Source organism: Pseudoalteromonas xiamenensis, assembly GCF_030994125.1.
GTDB classification, from domain to species: domain Bacteria; phylum Pseudomonadota; class Gammaproteobacteria; order Enterobacterales; family Alteromonadaceae; genus Pseudoalteromonas; species Pseudoalteromonas xiamenensis_B.
The window spans coordinates 2331621-2351216 of sequence record NZ_CP099917.1 but is presented as its reverse complement, the minus strand read 5'-3'; the positions used below and the strand labels follow the sequence as shown (position 1 = coordinate 2351216).

Annotated in this window: 21 protein-coding genes; 2 read left to right on the top strand and 19 right to left on the bottom strand. The window is 44.6% G+C overall.

Annotated features, from left to right (window positions below; all coding sequences use genetic code 11):
* Nucleotides 1–22 precede the first annotated feature (22 nt).
* On the top strand, nt 23–1051 hold the full coding sequence (locus NI389_RS10915; protein WP_308359931.1) for a polysaccharide deacetylase family protein: 1029 nt from the start codon (nt 23–25) through the stop codon (nt 1049–1051).
* 10 nt (nt 1052–1061) lie between these two features.
* On the opposite strand, the gene NI389_RS10910 is transcribed toward NI389_RS10915, so the two are convergent.
* From NI389_RS10910 to NI389_RS10850, 13 genes are all read right to left on the bottom strand, one after another.
* Complete coding sequence (locus tag NI389_RS10910; protein ID WP_308359930.1) at nt 1062–2099, bottom strand: protein-glutamate methylesterase/protein-glutamine glutaminase; 1038 nt, start codon at nt 2097–2099, stop codon at nt 1062–1064.
* Nucleotides 2100–2108: 9 nt separating this feature from the next.
* Nucleotides 2109–2723, bottom strand: a complete 615-nt coding sequence (gene cheD / locus NI389_RS10905) for a chemoreceptor glutamine deamidase CheD (RefSeq protein WP_308359928.1) — start codon at nt 2721–2723, stop codon at nt 2109–2111.
* Complete coding sequence (locus NI389_RS10900; protein ID WP_308359927.1) at nt 2710–3537, bottom strand: CheR family methyltransferase; 828 nt, start codon at nt 3535–3537, stop codon at nt 2710–2712. Before NI389_RS10900 ends, cheD begins: the two co-directional genes overlap by 14 nt.
* A 25-nt stretch (nt 3538–3562) precedes the next feature.
* Complete coding sequence (locus NI389_RS10895; protein WP_308359925.1) at nt 3563–6277, bottom strand: methyl-accepting chemotaxis protein; 2715 nt, start codon at nt 6275–6277, stop codon at nt 3563–3565.
* A gap of 21 nt (nt 6278–6298) precedes the next feature.
* The gene (locus tag NI389_RS10890; protein ID WP_208842072.1) at nt 6299–6793 is read right to left on the bottom strand and encodes a chemotaxis protein CheW; all 495 of its coding nucleotides are present in this window, start codon (nt 6791–6793) and stop codon (nt 6299–6301) included.
* The gene (locus NI389_RS10885) at nt 6793–8940 is read right to left on the bottom strand and encodes a chemotaxis protein CheA (protein ID WP_308359924.1); all 2148 of its coding nucleotides are present in this window, start codon (nt 8938–8940) and stop codon (nt 6793–6795) included. The genes NI389_RS10890 and NI389_RS10885 overlap by 1 nt, the downstream gene beginning before the upstream one ends.
* Before the next feature lie 15 nt (nt 8941–8955).
* Nucleotides 8956–9318, bottom strand: coding sequence for a response regulator (locus NI389_RS10880; protein ID WP_308359923.1), 363 nt, complete (start codon nt 9316–9318; stop codon nt 8956–8958).
* Nucleotides 9319–9327: 9 nt separating this feature from the next.
* Nucleotides 9328–9600, bottom strand: a complete 273-nt coding sequence (locus tag NI389_RS10875) for an STAS domain-containing protein (protein WP_208842071.1) — start codon at nt 9598–9600, stop codon at nt 9328–9330.
* 149 nt (nt 9601–9749) lie between these two features.
* Complete coding sequence (locus tag NI389_RS10870) at nt 9750–10349, bottom strand: SCO family protein (RefSeq protein ID WP_308359921.1); 600 nt, start codon at nt 10347–10349, stop codon at nt 9750–9752.
* A 2-nt stretch (nt 10350–10351) separates the two neighbouring features.
* Nucleotides 10352–11251 (bottom strand): heme o synthase, encoded by a 900-nt coding sequence (gene cyoE / locus NI389_RS10865; RefSeq protein ID WP_308359920.1) that lies wholly within the window; start codon nt 11249–11251, stop codon nt 10352–10354.
* A 9-nt stretch (nt 11252–11260) separates the two neighbouring features.
* Entirely contained in the window at nt 11261–12250 is a 990-nt protein-coding gene (locus NI389_RS10860; protein WP_308359918.1) for a COX15/CtaA family protein, read from the bottom strand.
* Nucleotides 12251–12259: 9 nt separating this feature from the next.
* On the bottom strand, nt 12260–12751 hold the full coding sequence (locus NI389_RS10855; RefSeq protein ID WP_308359916.1) for a transmembrane cytochrome oxidase associated protein: 492 nt from the start codon (nt 12749–12751) through the stop codon (nt 12260–12262).
* Complete coding sequence (locus NI389_RS10850) at nt 12741–13472, bottom strand: SURF1 family protein (protein WP_308359915.1); 732 nt, start codon at nt 13470–13472, stop codon at nt 12741–12743. Before NI389_RS10850 ends, NI389_RS10855 begins: the two co-directional genes overlap by 11 nt.
* Nucleotides 13473–13483: 11 nt before the next feature.
* Between NI389_RS10850 and NI389_RS10845 the strand changes: the two genes are divergently transcribed.
* Nucleotides 13484–13795 (top strand): DUF2909 domain-containing protein, encoded by a 312-nt coding sequence (locus NI389_RS10845; protein ID WP_308359913.1) that lies wholly within the window; start codon nt 13484–13486, stop codon nt 13793–13795.
* On the opposite strand, the gene NI389_RS10840 is transcribed toward NI389_RS10845, so the two are convergent.
* The 6 genes from NI389_RS10840 to NI389_RS10815 all read right to left on the bottom strand — a co-directional run bounded on the left by NI389_RS10840 (nt 13695) and on the right by NI389_RS10815 (nt 19595).
* Nucleotides 13695–14573: a cytochrome c oxidase subunit 3 gene (locus NI389_RS10840; protein ID WP_308359911.1), complete on the bottom strand. Its 879-nt coding sequence runs from the start codon at nt 14571–14573 to the stop codon at nt 13695–13697. The two genes, NI389_RS10845 and NI389_RS10840, sit on opposite strands and share 101 nt — an antisense overlap.
* Complete coding sequence (locus NI389_RS10835; protein ID WP_308359908.1) at nt 14566–15138, bottom strand: cytochrome c oxidase assembly protein; 573 nt, start codon at nt 15136–15138, stop codon at nt 14566–14568. Before NI389_RS10835 ends, NI389_RS10840 begins: the two co-directional genes overlap by 8 nt.
* A complete protein-coding gene (ctaD, locus tag NI389_RS10830; protein WP_308359907.1) occupies nt 15138–16727 on the bottom strand; it encodes a cytochrome c oxidase subunit I in 1590 nt (529 codons plus the stop codon). Before ctaD ends, NI389_RS10835 begins: the two co-directional genes overlap by 1 nt.
* The gene (coxB, locus tag NI389_RS10825; RefSeq protein ID WP_308359905.1) at nt 16724–17869 is read right to left on the bottom strand and encodes a cytochrome c oxidase subunit II; all 1146 of its coding nucleotides are present in this window, start codon (nt 17867–17869) and stop codon (nt 16724–16726) included. Before coxB ends, ctaD begins: the two co-directional genes overlap by 4 nt.
* 308 nt (nt 17870–18177) lie before the next feature.
* Nucleotides 18178–18795: a transcriptional repressor LexA gene (gene lexA, locus NI389_RS10820; protein ID WP_208842061.1), complete on the bottom strand. Its 618-nt coding sequence runs from the start codon at nt 18793–18795 to the stop codon at nt 18178–18180.
* A 143-nt stretch (nt 18796–18938) separates the two neighbouring features.
* Nucleotides 18939–19595 carry a 3-oxoacid CoA-transferase subunit B gene (locus NI389_RS10815; protein ID WP_308359903.1) on the bottom strand — a complete coding sequence of 219 codons (657 nt, stop codon included), beginning with the start codon at nt 19593–19595 and terminating at the stop codon, nt 18939–18941.
* Between the last annotated feature and the right edge of the window lies 1 nt (nt 19596).

Genomic DNA, 19596 nt, shown 5'->3' with positions numbered 1-19596 from the left:
GTAACTCAAGGTGTTGTAACTTATGGTTGGTAAAAAACGCGCGCATCTCAGTCTTAGCTTTCTTTTCGGTTTGGCAATGCCTGCTCACAGTGCCGTTATCTTACAGTATCACCATGTAAGTGAAACCCTTCCTCCTGTGACAAGTATTTCGAAAGAGACGTTTAAACAACATTTAGCTTTTTTAAAAAATAATGGGTTTAACGTCATCGGTTTGGATAAGCTATTCGCTTCATTGCAACAGGGTCATTCATTACCGGACAAAACTGTCGCAATCACCTTTGATGATGGCTACGACAACAATTTCGATACAGCTGCGCCTATTCTCAAAGAATATGGTTTTCCCTACACGATTTTTGTAAACCCGCAACTCATCGACGAGCATAAAAGTTACGTGATGACATGGGAGCAATTGCGTAAATTGAGCAAAGAGGGAGCGATAATTGCCAGCCACTCTTCACAACACGACTATCTCCACGAAAAGCGACCTAGTGAAAACGATGAACAGTGGCGAGTTCGCATCCGCGCTGACCTAACTAATGCACAAAACCGCATTGCAGAAGAAATTGGTCACAATTACCCTTGGGTTGCATTTCCTTATGGCGAATACAACAAAGCGTTACAACGCCTCTTAAATGACATGGCAGTAATTGGAATTGGCCAACAATCCGGTGCGGTAGATACAACAACCGATTGGACTGCAGTCCCTCGTTATCCAGCTTCGGGCATTTATGCCAATATCGACACGTTGAAGTACAAACTAACCTCTGCCGCTTTTCCGCTAAAATCGGTCGATTACGAAGATACGGTGACAGATAACAAGGAACCCGTTCTTACTTTAAATTTTAAAGACAAACCGTTTCATCAAAGTCAATTTGCTTGTTATGTGTCAGGTCAAGGCCAAGCAAAAACCGAATGGCTGTCCGAAACCGAAGTAAAGGTGTACACCCCCACGCCACTGTCTAAAGGCAGAAGCCGCTACAACTGCACATCACCAATGAAAGACAACTCAGCTCGCTACTATTGGTATTCTCAGCAGTGGTTAGTACAATAGAAAAACGAGTCTAAGGCTTGGCAGCACTCGCAAGCAGTGTTTCGGCGACATGATGTAAAGGTACTAAACTCAACGCGGCGCCCAGTTCATGCGCCGCCCTTGGCATTCCCCACACAACACTCGTCTTTTCATCTTGAGCGTAGGTAACCGCTCCAGCGTTTTTGAGTGCAAGTAGCCCCCTAGCCCCATCACTGCCCATACCCGTAAGCAAGACCGCACTGACGTTTTTTGGATTGCAATCGATTAGTGACGCAAATAACACATCAACGGCTGGTTTGTGCCGATTAACAGGCTCACCATTATCAAGCACGCACACAAACTGACTACCTTTGCGCATCACTTTAAGATGCTTATCGCCGGGTGCTATATACGCCGTGCCCGGTTTTAATACATCGCCCTCTGCTGCTTCTTTGACAGAGATAGTACAACTTCTGTCCATTCGTAGTGCAAATGACGTACTAAACACCGGTGGAATATGTTGCGTGACGACTATAGGAGGACAATTCGCTGGCATGCGGATCAACACTTCTTTAATTGCTTCTGTACCACCAGTACTTGCTCCTACCGCTAATATCCGTCCGGGCAAGAAATGCTCATATTTGGAAACGACCCCAGAAGCGCCTCCTTGATCAGCGGCTTTGAATGGCCGTAAACGCGCGCGATATGCCGCTCGTACTTTTTGGTGTACCACTTCCATGTAATCGTTTAATTCTTTCGCGACATTCACAGAGGGTTTCGCAATAAAATCAACCGCTCCAAGTTCCAATGCTTCAAGCGTTACAGGCGACCCTTGCTGTGTGAGTGTGGATATCATAATCACAGGCATGGGTCGTAAACGCATAAGATTTTTCAAAAAACTGATCCCATTCATCTTAGGCATTTCAATGTCGAGTGTTAAGACATCAGGGTTAAGCTGTTTTATTTTATCACGTGCTTCATAGGGGTCTTCCGCTACGCCAACAACGGTAATGTCATCAGCCTGCGTGAGGATCTCTGTCAGCAATTTACGAATCAACGGTGAATCATCCACCACCAGCACTTTAATCATGGCATTCTCTTAAAACAGCTCAATATCCGTTTTCTTATCTTGCGCCTCAATTTCGTGCAAGTACCGAACTTCGCGTTTTTCAATTGTGTCGTTGTGCATTTCACGAAGCTTCTTTACTTGCACTTTCCCGGATTGTGGGTTGAATACGATTTTTCGAGGCCACGGCCCACCTACGTCGTGTGAAATAAGCTCCAGCTTCTCTTCTTGAACGTAGTCGTAGGCAAATCGGATATTCCCTATACCAATGTCTGTCATGGAACGTATTATTTTCCCACCGCCAAACAGCTTCACTTTCAAATTTTTGCGAGCTGCACCATTTTTCAACAGCTCATTAATCAGAAACTCCATCGCCCAGTTTCCATACCGACAACTCAGATCATTCGCATGCAAATTGTTCGCATCTTTCACCCCTGGCAACATGAAATGATTCATCCCACCAATGCCCATAACTTCATCATACACACACGCAGAAATACACGAACCAAGCACTGTAGAAATCAGCTCATCATTTTTTGAAATATAAAATTCACCAGGCAACACTTTAGCCACCACTTTATGACGAGTCGAATCCCAAAAACGTTTTACATGCTCAAAGCCATGAATAACTGGTTTAAAATGCTTCATAATTCGCCTTGCGATACATCGTTTTGCCTAAACTTTTGTATTCAACATGCTCTTTGCCCATCGACTCCGAGTGCCCAATAAATAGGTGACCATGACGAGCCAAAATATTGTAGTAGCCTTGAAAAAGTCGGTCTTTCGTCTCTTTATCAAAGTAGATCAAAACATTACGACAAAAAACCACATCAAATGGGCCTTTCATGGGCCAAGGTTCAAGCAGGTTTAAGCGTTTAAAATGCACCATTTGCTGCAATTCCGGTTTGACCTTAAACAAAGTTCCATCATTACTTTTTAGAAAAAACTGCTTCAAATGGCTATCGGACAACCCCGTCACGTTGCTTGCTGTATATTCACCTCGCCGAGCTCTATCTAACACATTGGAGTCTAAGTCGGTCGCTAAAATTTTAACGTCCCAACTCTTTGGAAATTGCCCCGCAATCGTCATTGCTATCGTGTAGGGTTCTTCTCCCGTTGAACAGCCTGCTGACCATATTCGGACGCGCTTAGATTGTTGGTTGTGTTTAAGTAACAAGGGAATCACCTCGTTTTGCAGATAGTCAAAGTGATGTGACTCCCTAAAAAACGACGTGAGGTTTGTGGTAATTGCATTGATAAAAGAACTGAACTCCGCTTCTGGATTGTCTTCAAGATAAGACAAATACTCCTCAAAGGAACTCAGTCCGGTAGCACGAATCCGCCGTGCTAACCGGGAATAAACCATTTCACGTTTGTGGGGGCCTAAAACGATACCGCAAGCCTTGTAAACTTTTTCTGATATCGCCTTAAAATCCGTGTCCGATAATGCAAATTCCTTCATTTAGGCCCCTACTCATTTGTCTAGGTTAGAACTCTTCCCATTCGTCCGCTTCATCCGAAAATTTATTTCCTCCTGCTACAGGTGCAGGTTGTTTAACTCTCGGTTGATGTTCTATTGCCGCCGCTTTTGGTGCATGCCCATTTAACTTCGGCATAGCTAATGGCTCAGCATCCGAACTAACGTTAAAGAAATTCAACAAACGTCGCATGTCTCTGGCTTGCTCCGCCATCGATTCACCCGCTGCGGATGCTTCTTCAACTAACGCCGCGTTTTGCTGTGTCATTTCATCCATTTGTGACACGGCTTTGTTCACTTGCTCGATGCCTGAACTTTGTTCCTGAGAGGCTGACGCGATGTCGGAAATCATTTCTGTCACGCGGCGTACTGAGGCCACAATGTCTTTCAAAGTCATACCCGATTCGTTAACCAACACGGTGCCATCTTCTACTTTACTCACACTGTCTCGGATCAAGTCTTTAATTTCTTTTGCAGCTGCTGCCGAGCGCTGTGCGAGGTTACGCACCTCACCCGCGACAACAGCAAATCCGCGGCCTTGTTCTCCAGCTCTTGCAGCTTCTACCGCCGCGTTTAACGCAAGGAGATTAGTTTGGAAGGCAATTTCATCAATAACACCAATGATATCCGCAATTTTCTTACTCGATTCGTTGATAGCCGACATACTATCAACCGCACGACTAACGACGGCTCCACCCAATTCCGCTTTATCACACGTTTCTGCTGCTAATTGGTTTGCGACGCGTGCATTGTCGGCATTCTGACGAACCGTACTTGTCATTTCTTCCATACTGGAAGCCGTTTCTTCCAAAGACGAAGCCTGCTCTTCAGTACGTTGACTTAAATCCGCGTTACCTTGTGAAATTTCTTCTGCCCCACTAGCAACCAAAGCGGCTGACGTACTAATGCGATTGATCACTTCCGTCAATTTATCCGCGGTGGCATTGGCATCGCGTTTTAGTTGGTCAAACGCCCCTTCATAATCCTTATTCATCCGGCGAGATAAGTCTCCGCCAGCAAGTGCTCCGAGCATTTCGCCCGTATCTTCAATTGCTTCAGCAATATTACTAAGTAAATCGTTAAGGCCGTTTGTTAAGTTCAAGAAGAACCCTTCTTTTCCTTTTTCACTGACACGAACACTGAGTTCACCACTGCTCGCCGAACTGACCAAATGGGCAATTTCTTCTTCCATTTTGACTTCAGCAGTGCGGTCATTCCACTCGACAACGGTACCCACGTATTCTTTACTTTCTGTGAAAATAGGATTTGCTATAAGTGAGAAGGTTCTACCACCCACTTTAATCTGGGTTTTATACGTGTCTTTTAATGTGGCGAGTAAACTACGTTGGTGCGCTGGATTTTTGTGAAATTCATCGATGTTCTTACCAACGAGATTCTTTGCATCAAAGTTAGGTAGATCTTTTCTCAAGTCAGATTCAGCAATACGCATCATTTCTCTGACCGAATTGTTCATATACACAATCACGTTGTTGTTGTCCGCTATCATGGCATTGGCTGCCACATTATCTAGCGCTCGACGAACACGTAAGTTTTCTTCCGCTTGAGCCCGTATCTTTTCTTCTTCAGCTAGCTTTTCGGTCAGATCGTACCATTCCACAACCGTACCCAATCGTTCACCCTCTTTACCAAGCCAAGGTGTTGCAATTAAATCGAACGTCAAACCCGCCAATTTAATACGTGTTTTGTACGCTTGGGTTAACTTATCAAGTAGGCCTCTTTGATGAGCTGGGTTTTTATGGAAAAAATCGACGTTTGTTCCAACAAGTCCATCTACATTGAAATTAGGCAACACCGTTTGAAGCGTTTTTTCATGCGTTTTCAGCATTTTTTCCACTTCACGATTCATAAAGACAATTTCTAAATTCGCATTTGCTATCATCACGTTTGCTTGGCAGATCCGCAAAGCATTGGCCAAATTCGCGTCTTGTTTTGCTATTTCTTCCAACTTTTTGCGTGCTGTAATGTCATTTGCGTACTTTACAACTTTTACAACTCGGCCAGTGTCATCCAATATGGGGGTGTACGTCGCCTGAATCCAAACAACTTTTCCACCTTTGCCGATTCGCTTAAACTCACCAGAATGGAAATCCCCACGACCCAACTTATCCCAAAAGTCCCGGTATACATCACTTTTGGCAAACTCTTCTTCAATGAACATTCGATGATGTTTTCCCACCACTTCAGATTGCTCATACCCCATGACGTTCAAGAAGTTGTTGTTTGCTCTGAGAATCTTGCCTGAAACATCGAACTCAATAGTCGCTTGCGTCCGGTTGATGGCTGTTACCTGCCCTTTAAACTCAGTAATTTCTTGCTTCATCTTCGCGTGGTCAGAACAAAGTGCGATGATTTTTGTGTTTTGTCCCGTATCATTGAGCGCTGGCAAAAATTGCATGCTAACCCAAGTATCAAGACCGCTTGCACTCACTAACAAGAAATCCGCTTGTGTCGCGTTGCCACCCGCAATTTTTGGCCACGCCGTTTGAAATTCTCCCGATTCTCTTGCCGAAGGCGCAAGCAATGAAGAAAAAGGCTGGCCCTTGATGGCATCAGGCATATACCCTAATAAGTTGGAAAAGTTGTGATTTGCAGCAATGATTTGACCTTGTGGTGAAAGTTCCAGTACAGCTTGCGCTCGTTTTAACGCATCCAATACATAATCACCTTCTGTCTTCACTGGTTTCGAACTAGAGAACCACCCCATATTATTCACCTTATCTTCTTGCTATATCTGTAACGTCTTTTGCAAATTCAAAAGCACGACCATTTTTTCACCGACATTAACCAATCCATCGACATACTGAGAACTGGAGGATTCTTGGAAATCAGGCACATCTTTCGCGGTGTCTTCACTAATGCTGTAAACATCCGACACACCGTCAACAACGATCCCCATGGTTTTCGACTGCTCTTTAAAATCCACCTTAACGACTATCACCACAGTTAAAGGGCCATAAGCAATTGGCTCGATACCAAATCGCAGCCGTAAATCGATGATAGGGACAATGGTACCTCGTAGATTGATGGCACCTTTTACAAAACTGGGAGAGTTAGGAATTGCGGTGGCACTGCTCCAGCCTCGGATCTCTTGGACGGATAAAATGTCCACACCGTATTCCTCGCCTGCCATTAAAAACGTTAAGTACTGCTTTTCATCATGCGCTTCACCATGGCCCAAGCGTTGATTTAGCGCAGTTTGTAATGCTGTTTCATTCAACATTAGGATATCGCCTCCGCTAAATTAGGATCTAAGACCAATTCCTGCGAACCGGGTTTACGCAACCCGCTTAGTTTAACTAAACCGCTGATGTCGATAATTAACGAAACTCGTCCATCGCCTAATATCGTTGCACCCGAAATACCATCCACTCGTTTGTAATTGGCTTCTAAACTCTTAATTACGACTTGTTGCTGAGCCAGCAAATCATCAACCAGTAAACCGACTTTTTGATTGTCAGATTCAACAACCACAAGAAGAGACTTGTCTAACTCTTCAATCGCCCCGTCGTGATTGAAAATATCGAATAGTCTTAAGATTGGAATGTATTCATCACGCAGCCGCAAAACGTCTAAGTTTTTGCCGACCCGGCTCACTTTTTTTACATCAATTTGCAAAGACTCAACGATAGAAATGAGTGGAATAATGTAGGTATGCTCAGCCACTTGGACAAGCTGTCCATCGAGGATTGCCAGTGTCAATGGCAGTCGTATCGTGAATGTGCTGCCAACACCTCGAGCAGAGGAAACTTCAACCGAACCATTTAGTGCTTGGATGTTGCGTCTTACTACATCCATGCCGACGCCTCGTCCGGAAATATCACTTACGGTATCTGCAGTGGAAAATCCAGGTCTAAAGATTAATTCGTTTACTTCTTCACTTGAGAGTTCATCGTCTTCGTTAATTAGCCCATTCGCAATGGCTTTTTGTTTAATTTTGTCGGTATTTAAACCCTGCCCATCGTCCATGATTTCAATAACAATATTGCCGCCTTGATGAAACGCATTGAGTGTAAGTGTGCCCACTGGGTCTTTACCCGCAGCAATGCGCTGTTCCGGCGTTTCGATACCATGGTCTAACGAATTTCGAACCAAATGCACCATGGGATCAGAAATTTTCTCCATGACGGTTTTGTCGAGTTCAGTTTGCTCACCTAAGAGTTTCAACTCGACTTGTTTATTGAGTTTTTGAGAAATATCTCGAACTAAACGTGGAAAACGACTGAATACGAAACTAATGGGCAACATGCGAATACGCATCACACTCTCTTGTAGATCTCGCGTATTGTGCGCCAGTTGAGCGAGCCCTTCTTGCAAAGCCGAAATTGTCGAGTCCGTCATATCCTGCTCGCCGAGTTGACTTAGCATAGCTTGAGTGATCACTAACTCGCCGACCATATTAATGAGGGAATCCACTTTATCGATACCCACGCGAATAGAAGTAGAGGTATTATCTTGGGTTTTAGGTGTGCTGGTGCTAGGTTTAGCACTAAGCGCCGGTTGGGCTGCAGCGGTTGCACTTGGTGCCTTTTCTTCTTTTACTTGCGCTGTGATATTTTCCGCTGGCTCATGTTCAATAGTTTCTACACTTTTGGGGGTGTCTTTCGACGAAATTGTTGCCGCAATTTCTTTGTCTAGATCATCGTCGAATTCTTCAAACAAACCACCACATAATTGCACACTGATGTCGGCATCGTCTTCGACCCACTCAAACACTTCGTGAATAGCCGTTTCAGGCGCGGTTGTTGTTAAAAAAAATCGCCATGCCAGATAGCAGTCTTCTGCATTAAACTCATCAAATGGAGGTATGCCATCATGAAACGCCTGCGTTTCTAAATCGCCGAGTTCAGCCAACTCGCCAATCATATAAAGCGGTTCGTTTCCCGTTTTGAACAAATGGGCATGAGGTTTGAAATCGATTTGAAAGGTGAGTTTATCCGGCTCGGCTTCGCTTAATACTTCCTCACCACCAGCCTCAGATTCAATGCCCAATATCGCTTCAAACTGTGCTTTTAGCTTCTGACTTTCTGTTGGGTCGGGCTCTGACTGATTTTGCAACGCAGAAAGCATGGCACGCAAACAGTCCACAGATTGCAATAACAGATTGATGTGCTCAGACGTTAGCTTTCTGCGACCATCACGTATCTGATCCAAGAGAGTTTCAAGTACGTGCGTAAAATCAGATACCGATGTAAAACCAAATGTTCCACTGCCTCCCTTAATGGAATGAGCAGCTCGGAAAATGGTGTTAATCGTCTCCGAGTCTTCTTCACCAGGGCGGAGGTTTAGTAACTCCGCTTCCATCGCATCAAGTCCTTCGAAGCTTTCCTCAAAGAAAACTTCAAAGAATTGGCTCAGATCGATACTCATGGTCGCTCCTTAAATTTAGCGAATCACTTTCTTCAATACAGCCAACAGTTGTTCTGGGTTGAATGGTTTCACAATCCACCCCGTTGCACCCGCAGCTTTGCCCTCAGACTTTTTATCTAATCCAGATTCAGTCGTCAGCATTAACAACGGCGTAAATTTATAGCTAGGGAGTGCTCGGAGCTCTCTGATGAGGGTAATGCCATCCATCACCGGCATGTTTACGTCAGAGATAACCGCGTCATAGCCTTGTTGCTTGGCTAGACTCAATGCTTCACTGCCATCCTTTGCTTCAGTGACATCGAAGCCCGCCTTCTTTAGGGTGAAACTTACCATTTGACGCATAGATGCCGAATCATCCACCGCTAAAATTTTCTTCATACCAACCTCTTAGAGTTCTATTTGCAGGTTTAAGAATTCGCTAAGCCCTAAATCTTTTACTGATTCACTAAGTGCTTCACTTTTCCCATGCCAAACCACTTTATGTCCGACAGAAAGCAACTGTTTTTGTAACGCACAAAGCAATTGAACCGTCGCCGTATCGACTCGAATAACGTCAGAAACATCAACGGTTATATCCCGCACATCGTGAATTTCATGCAAGAGCTGCTGATGTAATTCTTCCACGTGCGAAACTGCTAATTCTGAAGGAAGTTTTAACATGAGTGCTGCACTTTCCTTGTAAAAGTTTTATATAAAATTAGCTTAGACTGAGATCGTAAAATTGCCACAAAAGATCATTGAAAAGCTAAAAACAATTAACGTGTTAGCACAATAATACGCAGTAAATCAGTTAATTTGAGTGAGGAAGATCAATATTGCGAAGAAATGCTGTTAAAATCTTTGACTAATTTAGAATTATCGACCAATGGAACTTGGCCAACAGCGAACTCTGGCTTAAAAATAGCCGTAAGCTCGCCTTTTGGATTGATTAAGGCGATAGATGCACTGTGATCAACAGCGTACTGTTCTTGAGTCGTATCCCCTATAGCGTAAATTAGCCCCAAACTACGCACAAATGGGAATAACACCTCATGCGCCGCCGTAGCAGCGACAATACCTTCACCAAAATATGCTGCATAGTCAGCACGCTTTTGTTGCGTGTCTCGATGTGGATCAACCGACACAAACCAAATTTGTACATTTTTTTCTTTTACTTGTTTTTTAGCTGCCGCTAACTTCGCCAGTGTCATTGGACAGATATCTGGGCAACTTGTATACCCTAAAAATAGCCACGTCCAGTGTCCTTCTAGCTGGGCATTTCCAATCACGTTTCCTTGTTGATCGGTTAAAGAAAATTCAGGGACAACTTTAGGTTGCGAATAGAATAAGGTCGTTTCAGCCAGTTCAGGTTGTACTTTTGTACAAGATGCCAAAACTAATAATAATAACGCCCATATTCCTTTGCTCACAGTCAAACCCATTTATCAACAAACAGAGCAATAAAGAGTACCAGTAAATGAACAATCGAAAAACGGAAAAGTGACATTGCCATCAAATCAGTGCCATTACGGTACAATTCAAATGCTTTAAGTAAAAACATGCCATTTAGAATGCATGCAACGCCCAAATAAACCCCACTAGACATACCGATTAGATAAGGCAAAACACAAACAAGTGTCAGCAATACGGTGTACACAAGAATACACAGTTTGGTGAATTCTACACCGTGAGTCACAGGCAACATAGGAATATTGGCTCGCGCATAGTCGTTTCGTCTAGCTATCGCTAATGCCCAAAAGTGAGGCGGTGTCCAAGTGAAAATAATCATCACCAGTAGCCAAGGTTCAGCCATAAGTTCCCCTGTTTCGCTGAGCCATCCAAGTAATGGGGGCATTGCCCCTGCAAGACCACCAATAACAATGTTTTGAGGCGTCGCACGCTTTAGGTAATAAGTATAAATGACGGCGTAACCCACTAATGAAGCAAGCGTAAACCATGCACATAACCAATTACTAAAGACCACTATCGTCAACGTACCAAGCAACGCTAATATCAATGCGAAAGCGACCGCGTGTGACGCGCTTAAGCGTTCCGTAGCAACCGGTCGATGTCGAGTCCGCGCCATTTGCTTATCAATGTTGCGATCAACAACATGATTTATGGCTGCGGCGGACGCTGATAACGCGCCAATACCAATCAAACTCATGACTTGTTGCAACCAAGTGCGCCCCATATCTGGCGCAAGTGCAATCCCAACCCACGCGGTGATAACTAACATCAATACCACTTTTATTTTGCAGATAGCTAAATAGTCTCGACTACGGTTTATCGCTGGCAGCAAGTAATGATTTACTGAATTAACATACGCCATAAGATCTCCTCACGCTTTACAGCGAGCTAAGTAGCACAACCGCACGGTTGCGATTAGCAGCATGGCTGCCATAAAGTTGTGAAATAAGGTCAAATGCAACGGAAATTGCCAGTGTACTATTGCTGCGCCTACCGATACTTGAGTAATCAACAGAAATAGCACTATTCGACCTGCATTTTTAAATAACTCCGATTTCGCGGCTACAACAACTCGACATGCTGCAAAGCCCAACAAAACCAGCGTAACCATAGCCCACACTCGATGAATAAAATGTATTGATAATCGCGTTTCGAAAGGCAACACACCGTATTCATAGTTTGCAGCCCCTACAGGCAAATGAAATAAACTCTCCAGGGAAAATAATTCGATGTTTTGGCACAGCGGTAATCCAACACAATGAGGCGCCGCGTAGTTTGCCGCAAGCCATCCGCCAAGCGCAATTTGAACAATAAGCGCGCTCAGCGCTATAAATAAAATGCGGGATTGACGTCGGATTTTAGGTTCGTCGATAAACAATAAATGATTGCTCAGTCTCAAATACAATAGGGTCAGCAATGTTAATATCGAGAACCCGCCTAGCAAGTGACCCATCACGATGAAAGGTTGTAAATTCATCGTAACGGTCCACATACCAAGCAGAGCTTGAAATACGACTAAAACTAAAATCGACAGCGCTAACTTAAGTGGAAGTGGCTTTTCAGTTCTCCGACGCAGTGCAAGAAGAGCAATCGAGAGAATGACTAAGCCTAACGTTCCAGCAAAGTAACGGTGGATCATCTCCAACCAAGCTTTACCATGTTCGATCTCACTGTCTGGGAAGGCCTGCAAAGCAGCCGAGATCTCATGATGTTCATCTGGCACCGTCAAAAAACCATAACAGCCAGGCCAATCAGGGCAACCAAGTCCTGCATTATTAAGGCGTGTATACGCACCTAATGTTACAACCACCGCAGCCAGCAAACACGCAAACAAGGTGACATACTTATACTTTCTTTCCATGGTGACTCCTTAGCTGGAACGCGCGTAGTTCAACAGTTTTTTTAAATCGCTCAGTAGTCCTTTTTGAACGAGCCGATTTGTTTCAGGATCGTCGTCAAACGGATACTGGAGTACAACCAACCCTTTGTTATCAACTAAATAGAGATTAGCGGGTGATAGTTGAAGTGAGTTGTCGATATTTGCAAACGGCAAGGTTTTGTCTTCCTTACCTAAAATCGCGATGTCGACGTCTTTTTGCAGCTTCCCAAGCGCTACGAACAGCGCTTCTAATGAGGCCTTTTGCGTAGCACACGCCTGTTGACATGTTTCTGGACTGTTTAAAAGAATAGTCCAGAGTTTGCCATCCCGGTGCTTAAGTTCATCTATGTGAAGGTCGCCTTCAACAAACCGACCGTAGTTTGTCGTACCGGAAGGAAACCAACCCGAATGCAACGCGATATAGGCCGCAAACAACGGCAATCCGCAGCAACCAACAAAAAGCCAAAGCGCTTTATTCTTCATTTATTAAGCTCCTTTGTTGAGAGTTAAACGCAACGAATGCGACGATAAACGCGGCAAAACCAAGCAATAACCATTGCAAGGCATAGGCAAAATGTTTCTGTGCTGGCATCGTCGAAATTTGGAAATGAGGGGTAAGATTCGAATTTAATTGACCCGAGGCATAGGCGACCATTGGCAATATGGGGCGCTTTAACTGGCGTTCAAAAAAAGAAAGATCAATAAACTGAACTAGTTGTGGAAATGTGGGATTCTGAGCAGGTTCATCCGCTAACGTAAACCCCTTGAGATCTTTTGATTTAAGTATCGAGGTGAATACTGTCGTTAAACTAGCTACGCTCGGGAGATCTGATGGCGCTTCACGAAGCCCCTGCGCGGGAACAAAACCCACATTCACTATAATCAACGCGTGATTTGACAACTCAAATGGCAAGAGCAAATCGAATCCCGATTTACTCTGCACGACTTGATTGTCCAATAACCACCAATGCCCTTCTACCCACCGCCCTTCTAGCATGGCCGCTTTACCATGTAGCGATTCGTTATTCACCATAGGTAACGCATTTATATCGAGAACCGCAGCATCAGAGGTCGCCAGCAAAGCTTCCTTTTCAACGCCTCGTCGATATTGCCATATTGCGAGACACAGGCAGGTAATGACAACGCATATAGCTGCCAAAACCATCCAACTTGCACTACGCTTAGAAGAATCAATGTTACTCATGTAGGCACTCTATGATTATTAAAATTATTATCGTGCTCTTGCTCGGCTTCGTATTGTTCAATCTGTTCCGCGCGCTTTTTCTCATGGTCAGTGGAAAAGCGGGTGATAAGCCGATGTCCTATTTTTTGGGAAGACGCGTCCTATTTTCTGCCATTGTGCTTGCTTTTATTTTAATTGCGGCAAAACTGGGGTTGATCCACTTCAACCCCAATCCACACCACGTCAAAGAACGTATACAAACACAAACAAACATAGCCACACCACATCAACAAAATGCCAGTACCAAGCTGCTGCTTGGAACGCAAAATGTTGTTTGCTGTTAAGGTGACCATTGAAAATGCGCAACCACACGACCGTAAGGAGAATTGTCCCGAGCGTCACGTGCATGCCGTGAAATCCTGTTAGCATAAAGAACGTGTTGCCATAGATACCTGATTGCAGCGTCAAACCAAGCTCATGATAAGCATGCATGTATTCTTCAACTTGAAGTGCAAGGAAGCTAATACCAAGCGCAATCGTTAAGCCCATGAATAACTTAACCTGACCGCGCTTATCTTGCTCAAGCGCCTGATGGGCAAAATGGATAGTGACGGACGAAATCAATAACACTAAGGTATTCACCAGTGGTAACCCTTTCCACTCCATCGCTTGTGTCACTTCACCGCCTGGTGTCGTCAGCAGCGGCCAAATTGCCTCGAAGGTCGGCCACAAGACTTCGTTTGTCATCGCATTGTTACTGCTGCCGCCAAGCCATGGCACTGAAAACACGCGAGCGTAGAAAAGCGCACCAAAGAACGCTAAGAAAAACATCACCTCAGAAAAGATAAACCAGCTCATTCCTTGTCGAAACGACTGGTCCATTTGTTTTGAGTAAAGGCCGCCTTGCGATTCCGAAATCACATTTCTGAACCAACCGACCAACATAAAGAGCAAAATTGCTATCCCTGTAAACAGTAAATAATGCCCATTCCCGCCATCGCTGTTGTGTTGCATCACCGTCAGACCGGCACCAGAGGCAATAAAGAACAACGCGACAGCGCCAACAATAGGCCACTGACTTTGTGCAGGTACGTAATAGTGTTGATAATCTGAGTTACTCATCACTGTTCTCCATAGAAAACACCGACTCTATCGGTGATTCTAATACTAGTTGCTGACTTTGCTCGGTTATATCAAACAAGGTGTAAGACAAAGTCAGCTCTTCGATTTCATAAGGCAACGCGGTGTCTAAATAAAACATCAGTTCAAACGTTTGATGTTGGCCTGCTTCCATCGGTTGTTGGTTAAAACAAAAACAGGCCATTTTATGAAGATACTTAGAGGCAATTCCCGGTGATACCGAGGGGATCGCCTGCATTACACGTGCTTCTTGGCTTAGGTTGGTCGCCGAAAAGGCCACTTTGGTAATTTCACCGGGTTGAATGGTGACCTTAAAGTGCTCGGCTTGAACGGAGAAAGGCGCGCCTTGTTGAGCATGCGTAGTAAAGCTGACATCGACAAACCTTTCGATGTCAATTTGTTGACTTGCTTGCGCCACTGCCAGACTCGGTTTTCCATTGAGCCCAGTCACTTGGCAAAACACGTCGTAAAGCGGTACTAACGCAAAAGCAAATGCAAACATACCAAGGCTGGTAAGCACTAACTTTTTCAACAACGCGCCATGCATTACTTGATCTCCGGTGGCGTGCTAAAGGTATGGTACGGTGCTGGAGAAGGGATTTCCCATTCTAACCCTTCAGCTCCATCCCATACTTTGGCTGGCGCGGGCTTGCCACCTCTAGCGCATTTAAAGACAACATAGACAAACAACAATTGCGATAAACCAAAGGCGAAACCACCAAGGCTGATAATGGCATTGAAGTCGGCAAATTGCAGTGCGTAATCCGGAATACGCCTAGGCATCCCTGCAAGTCCAACGAAGTGCATAGGGAAAAACAGCACATTGACACTGACTAGCGATAACCAAAAATGCCACTTGGCCAAGGTTTCGTTGTACATGTGCCCCGTCCATTTCGGAAGCCAATAGTACGCCGCAGCCATTATCGAAAAGATGGCTCCTGTCACCAAGACATAGTGAAAATGCGCAACAACAAAGTAAGTATCATGGTATTGGAAATCAGCCGGTGTGATCGCGAGCATAAGCCCAGAAAAACCACCTAAGGTGAACAACACAATAAAGGCTATTGAAAACAACATCGGCACTTCGAAACTAATCGCACCTCGCCACATTGTCGCAACCCAATTGAATACTTTCACGCCAGTCGGTACAGAGATAAGCATCGTCGCATACATAAAGAAGAGCTCACCTGTCAGCGGCATACCGGTTGTAAACATATGATGGGCCCAGACAATAAACGACAACAGCGCAATGGATGCCGTTGCATACACCATAGAGGCATAACCAAAGAGTTTCTTACGAGAGAAAGTCGGCACTATCGTTGAGATCACACCAAAAGCAGGTAAAATCATGATGTACACTTCAGGATGACCAAAGAACCAGAAGATGTGCTGAAACATCACCGGATCTCCACCACCTGCGGCGTTGAAGAAGCTTGTGCCAAAGTATTTATCGGTTAACACCATCGTTACTGCCCCTGCCAACACAGGCATTACGGCAATCAACAAAAATGCAGTAATCAACCAAGTCCAAACAAATAAAGGCAGCTTCATCCACGTCATACCAGGAGCACGAAGATTAACAATCGTCACGATTACGTTGATAGCACCCATAATTGAACTCATGCCCATGATGTGAACTGCAAACACAAACAATGCCGTGTTGTCATTGCTGTATGTGGTGGAAAGCGGCGCATAGAACGTCCAACCAAATGCCGGACCACCGCCTTCCATAAACAAACTGGCGAGTAGCATGATGAACGCAAAGGGTAAAATCCAAAAACTCCAGTTGTTCATGCGAGGCAGCGCCATATCTGGTGCGCCAATCATCATTGGTACCATCCAGTTTGCAAGACCGGTAAAGGCTGGCATTACAGCACCAAACACCATTATCAGCCCATGTACTGTCGTCATTTGATTGAAGAAATGAGGTTCAACCAATTGCAATCCGGGTTGAAATAACTCAGCGCGGATCACCATGGCCATGGCGCCACCTATGAGAAACATGGTCAACGCAAAAATAAGATAGAGTGTACCGATGTCTTTGTGATTGGTGGTAAAAATCCAACGTTTAAACCCAGATGGCGCGTGGTGATGGTCATCATGCCCATGGTCGTGCGGATTAACGATGCTACTCATTGTCCTGCCTCCTTATCGGCATCCAGTCTCGCTTGTACTTGGCTTGGCTGTACGACATCGCCAGTGTCATTGCCCCAGCTATTTCGCTTGAATGTAACTACCCCTGCAATTTGTTTGATAGAGAGTTGTTTTGCAAAAGATTGCATTGCGGTGCCCGGACGACCATGGAGAAGAACGTCGATGTGATCATTAATAGGACCAAGTACTACTTTACTGCCTTTTAAGGCTGGGAAAACGCCTGGTAATCCCATACCGGTAGGTTGATGACACGCAGCACAGTAAGCCATGTAGACTTTCTCACCCTCCGCCATTAGCTCCTCTTTCGATAAGGTTTGATCAAGCAATGCCGCACTAGCTGCAGCCGCTTGTTGTTTTTCAGCCTTTTGTTCTGAGAGCCACGTATCGAAAGATTCCGGTGACACGGCTTCGACAACAACGGGCATAAAGCCATGATCTTTACCGCACAATTCAGCACATTGGCCACGGTAAGTACCTTCTTCATTAACGCGTGTCCACGCCTCATTGATGAAACCTGGATTGGCATCTTTCTTCACTGCAAAATCAGGTACCCACCAAGAATGGATAACGTCATCAGAGGTCATTAAGAATCGAACTTTTTTTCCAGTTGGGATAACCAGCGGTTTATCTACTTCTAATAGATAGTGTTCACCTTTTTCGGCTTTATCCGCGATTTGGTCCTGAGGTGTGGCGATAACGGAATAATAATCTACCCCTTCGCCCATATATTCGTAGTGCCATTTCCACTGCGATCCGGTTATTTTGATAGTGATGTCTGCTTTAGAGGCATCTTCCATCGCAATCAAAGTTTTTGTTGCGGGAACTGCCATTGCAATTAAGATCACAAAAGGAATCGCGGTCCAAAGAATTTCGACTTTGGTACTTTCATGGAACTGGGCAGGGGTCACCCCTTTTGATTTTCGGTGATGGATAATTGCCCAGAACATCGCAGCAAACACCACCACACCAATGACACAACAAATCAAGAAAATGGTCATGTGTAAGTCATATACTTGCTGACTTATATCCGTAACCCCTTCTCTCATGTTGTAGGCGCTATTCGCTAACGCCACTGTTGGTGCAATCCCTGCAAGCCAACCTACTGCAAACCGATACGCTTTCATATGACGTCTCCTTCAATTGCCTTACGAAGCGCGTTCAGGCAATCGTTATTATTATTGGATGACTGTCATAGTATGAGACCGAGGTCTTATACCAACTGCACGACTATTAACCAATTAGTCAATTTTTGAACAATTAGCAAGTAATGAAGGTTAATATGTTATGAATGGGTAATTTTTTGCGATGACTTGGAAATATATCTGGTAATGAACAAGTTATGTAACGTTATTTGAAAAAACAAAATAAAAAGCCCTTCAAATTTGCTTTGAAGGGCCTAAGATAACTCACACTTTTGGATGGTTTGGCGAAATTACATCCATTGATTATTTCTAATTACGCCAACGGCCAGACCTTCTACCGAAAAACTTTCATGTTCAAGATCAACTTCTATCGGAGAAAAATCTTCATTTTCAGCATGTAAGTACACTTTTTTGCCGATTTTCTCAAACCGCTTAACTGTAACGTCTTCTTCTACGCGAGCTACGACAACCTGTCCATTTTGCGCAACTTGCGTGCGGTGTACTGCGAGCAAATCACCATCTAAAATGCCGATATTCTTCATACTCATACCGTGTACGCGGAGCAAGTAATCCGCCATCGGTTTAAACATTTGCGCGTCAACTTTACAATGGCTTTCGATGTGCTGCTCGGCCAAGATTGGTTCACCTGCAGCAACACGACCGACAAGTGGTAAACCTAATTGTTCAGGTTCATCTTCTTCGACTAAACGAATACCACGGCTGGCACCCGGAACCATTTCAATCACGCCTTTTTTAGCAAGTGCTTTTAAATGCTCTTCTGCTGCGTTGGCGCTTTTAAAACCTAATGAATCTGCAATTTCTGCTCGCGTTGGCGGCATACCCGTATCGCGGATAAAAACCTTAATCAGTTCGAAAATTTGTTCTTGGCGTTTAGTTAACGGTCGCATATCACTGGTTTTCCATACAGTACAATTACCTGTGAGTATATACAGTTATTTAAAAATCGCAAATTTAATACCAAAGAACATAAAACCCATGATGAAAAATAAAAAAGCAGGCTTTACCCTGCTTGTTCGTCGTTTTTTGCTGACTAAAAAGTCATCTCGGGAATGTCTCCATCAACCACGAGTGCGCCTGCCGTTTTACGGACAATTTCCTCGACACTCACGCCCGGTGCTCGTTCGAGCAAATGAAACGCGCCATTCTTTATTTCCAGCAACGCCAAGTCAGTCAGCACTTTGTTTATACAACCAGCGCCAGTTAACGGAAGTGAACAGCGCTCAAGTACCTTGGATTCTCCTGCTTTGTTGGCATGCGTCATTGTACAGATGATGTTTTTTGCGCCGGCGACCAAATCCATGGCACCACCCATGCCTTTCACTAACGTGTTGGGGATCATCCAACTCGCGATATTACCGTGCTGATCAACTTCAAATGCACCAAGTACGGTTAAGTCCACATGCCCGCCACGGATCATCGCAAAACTTTCTGCAGAACTAAAAATTGCCGCACCTGGCACCGTCGTCACAGTTTCTTTGCCTGCATTAATGAGATCCGCGTCGAGTTCTTCATCCAGCGGGTATGGACCCATTCCCAAAAGTCCATTTTCAGATTGCAACATCACGGCTGTATCAGGAGGTACGTAGTTCGCTACCAACGTTGGGATCCCGATACCTAAATTAACGTAGTAGCCATCTTGCAATTCTTTCGCCACACGCATGGCCATTTGTTCTCTTGTTAATCCCATG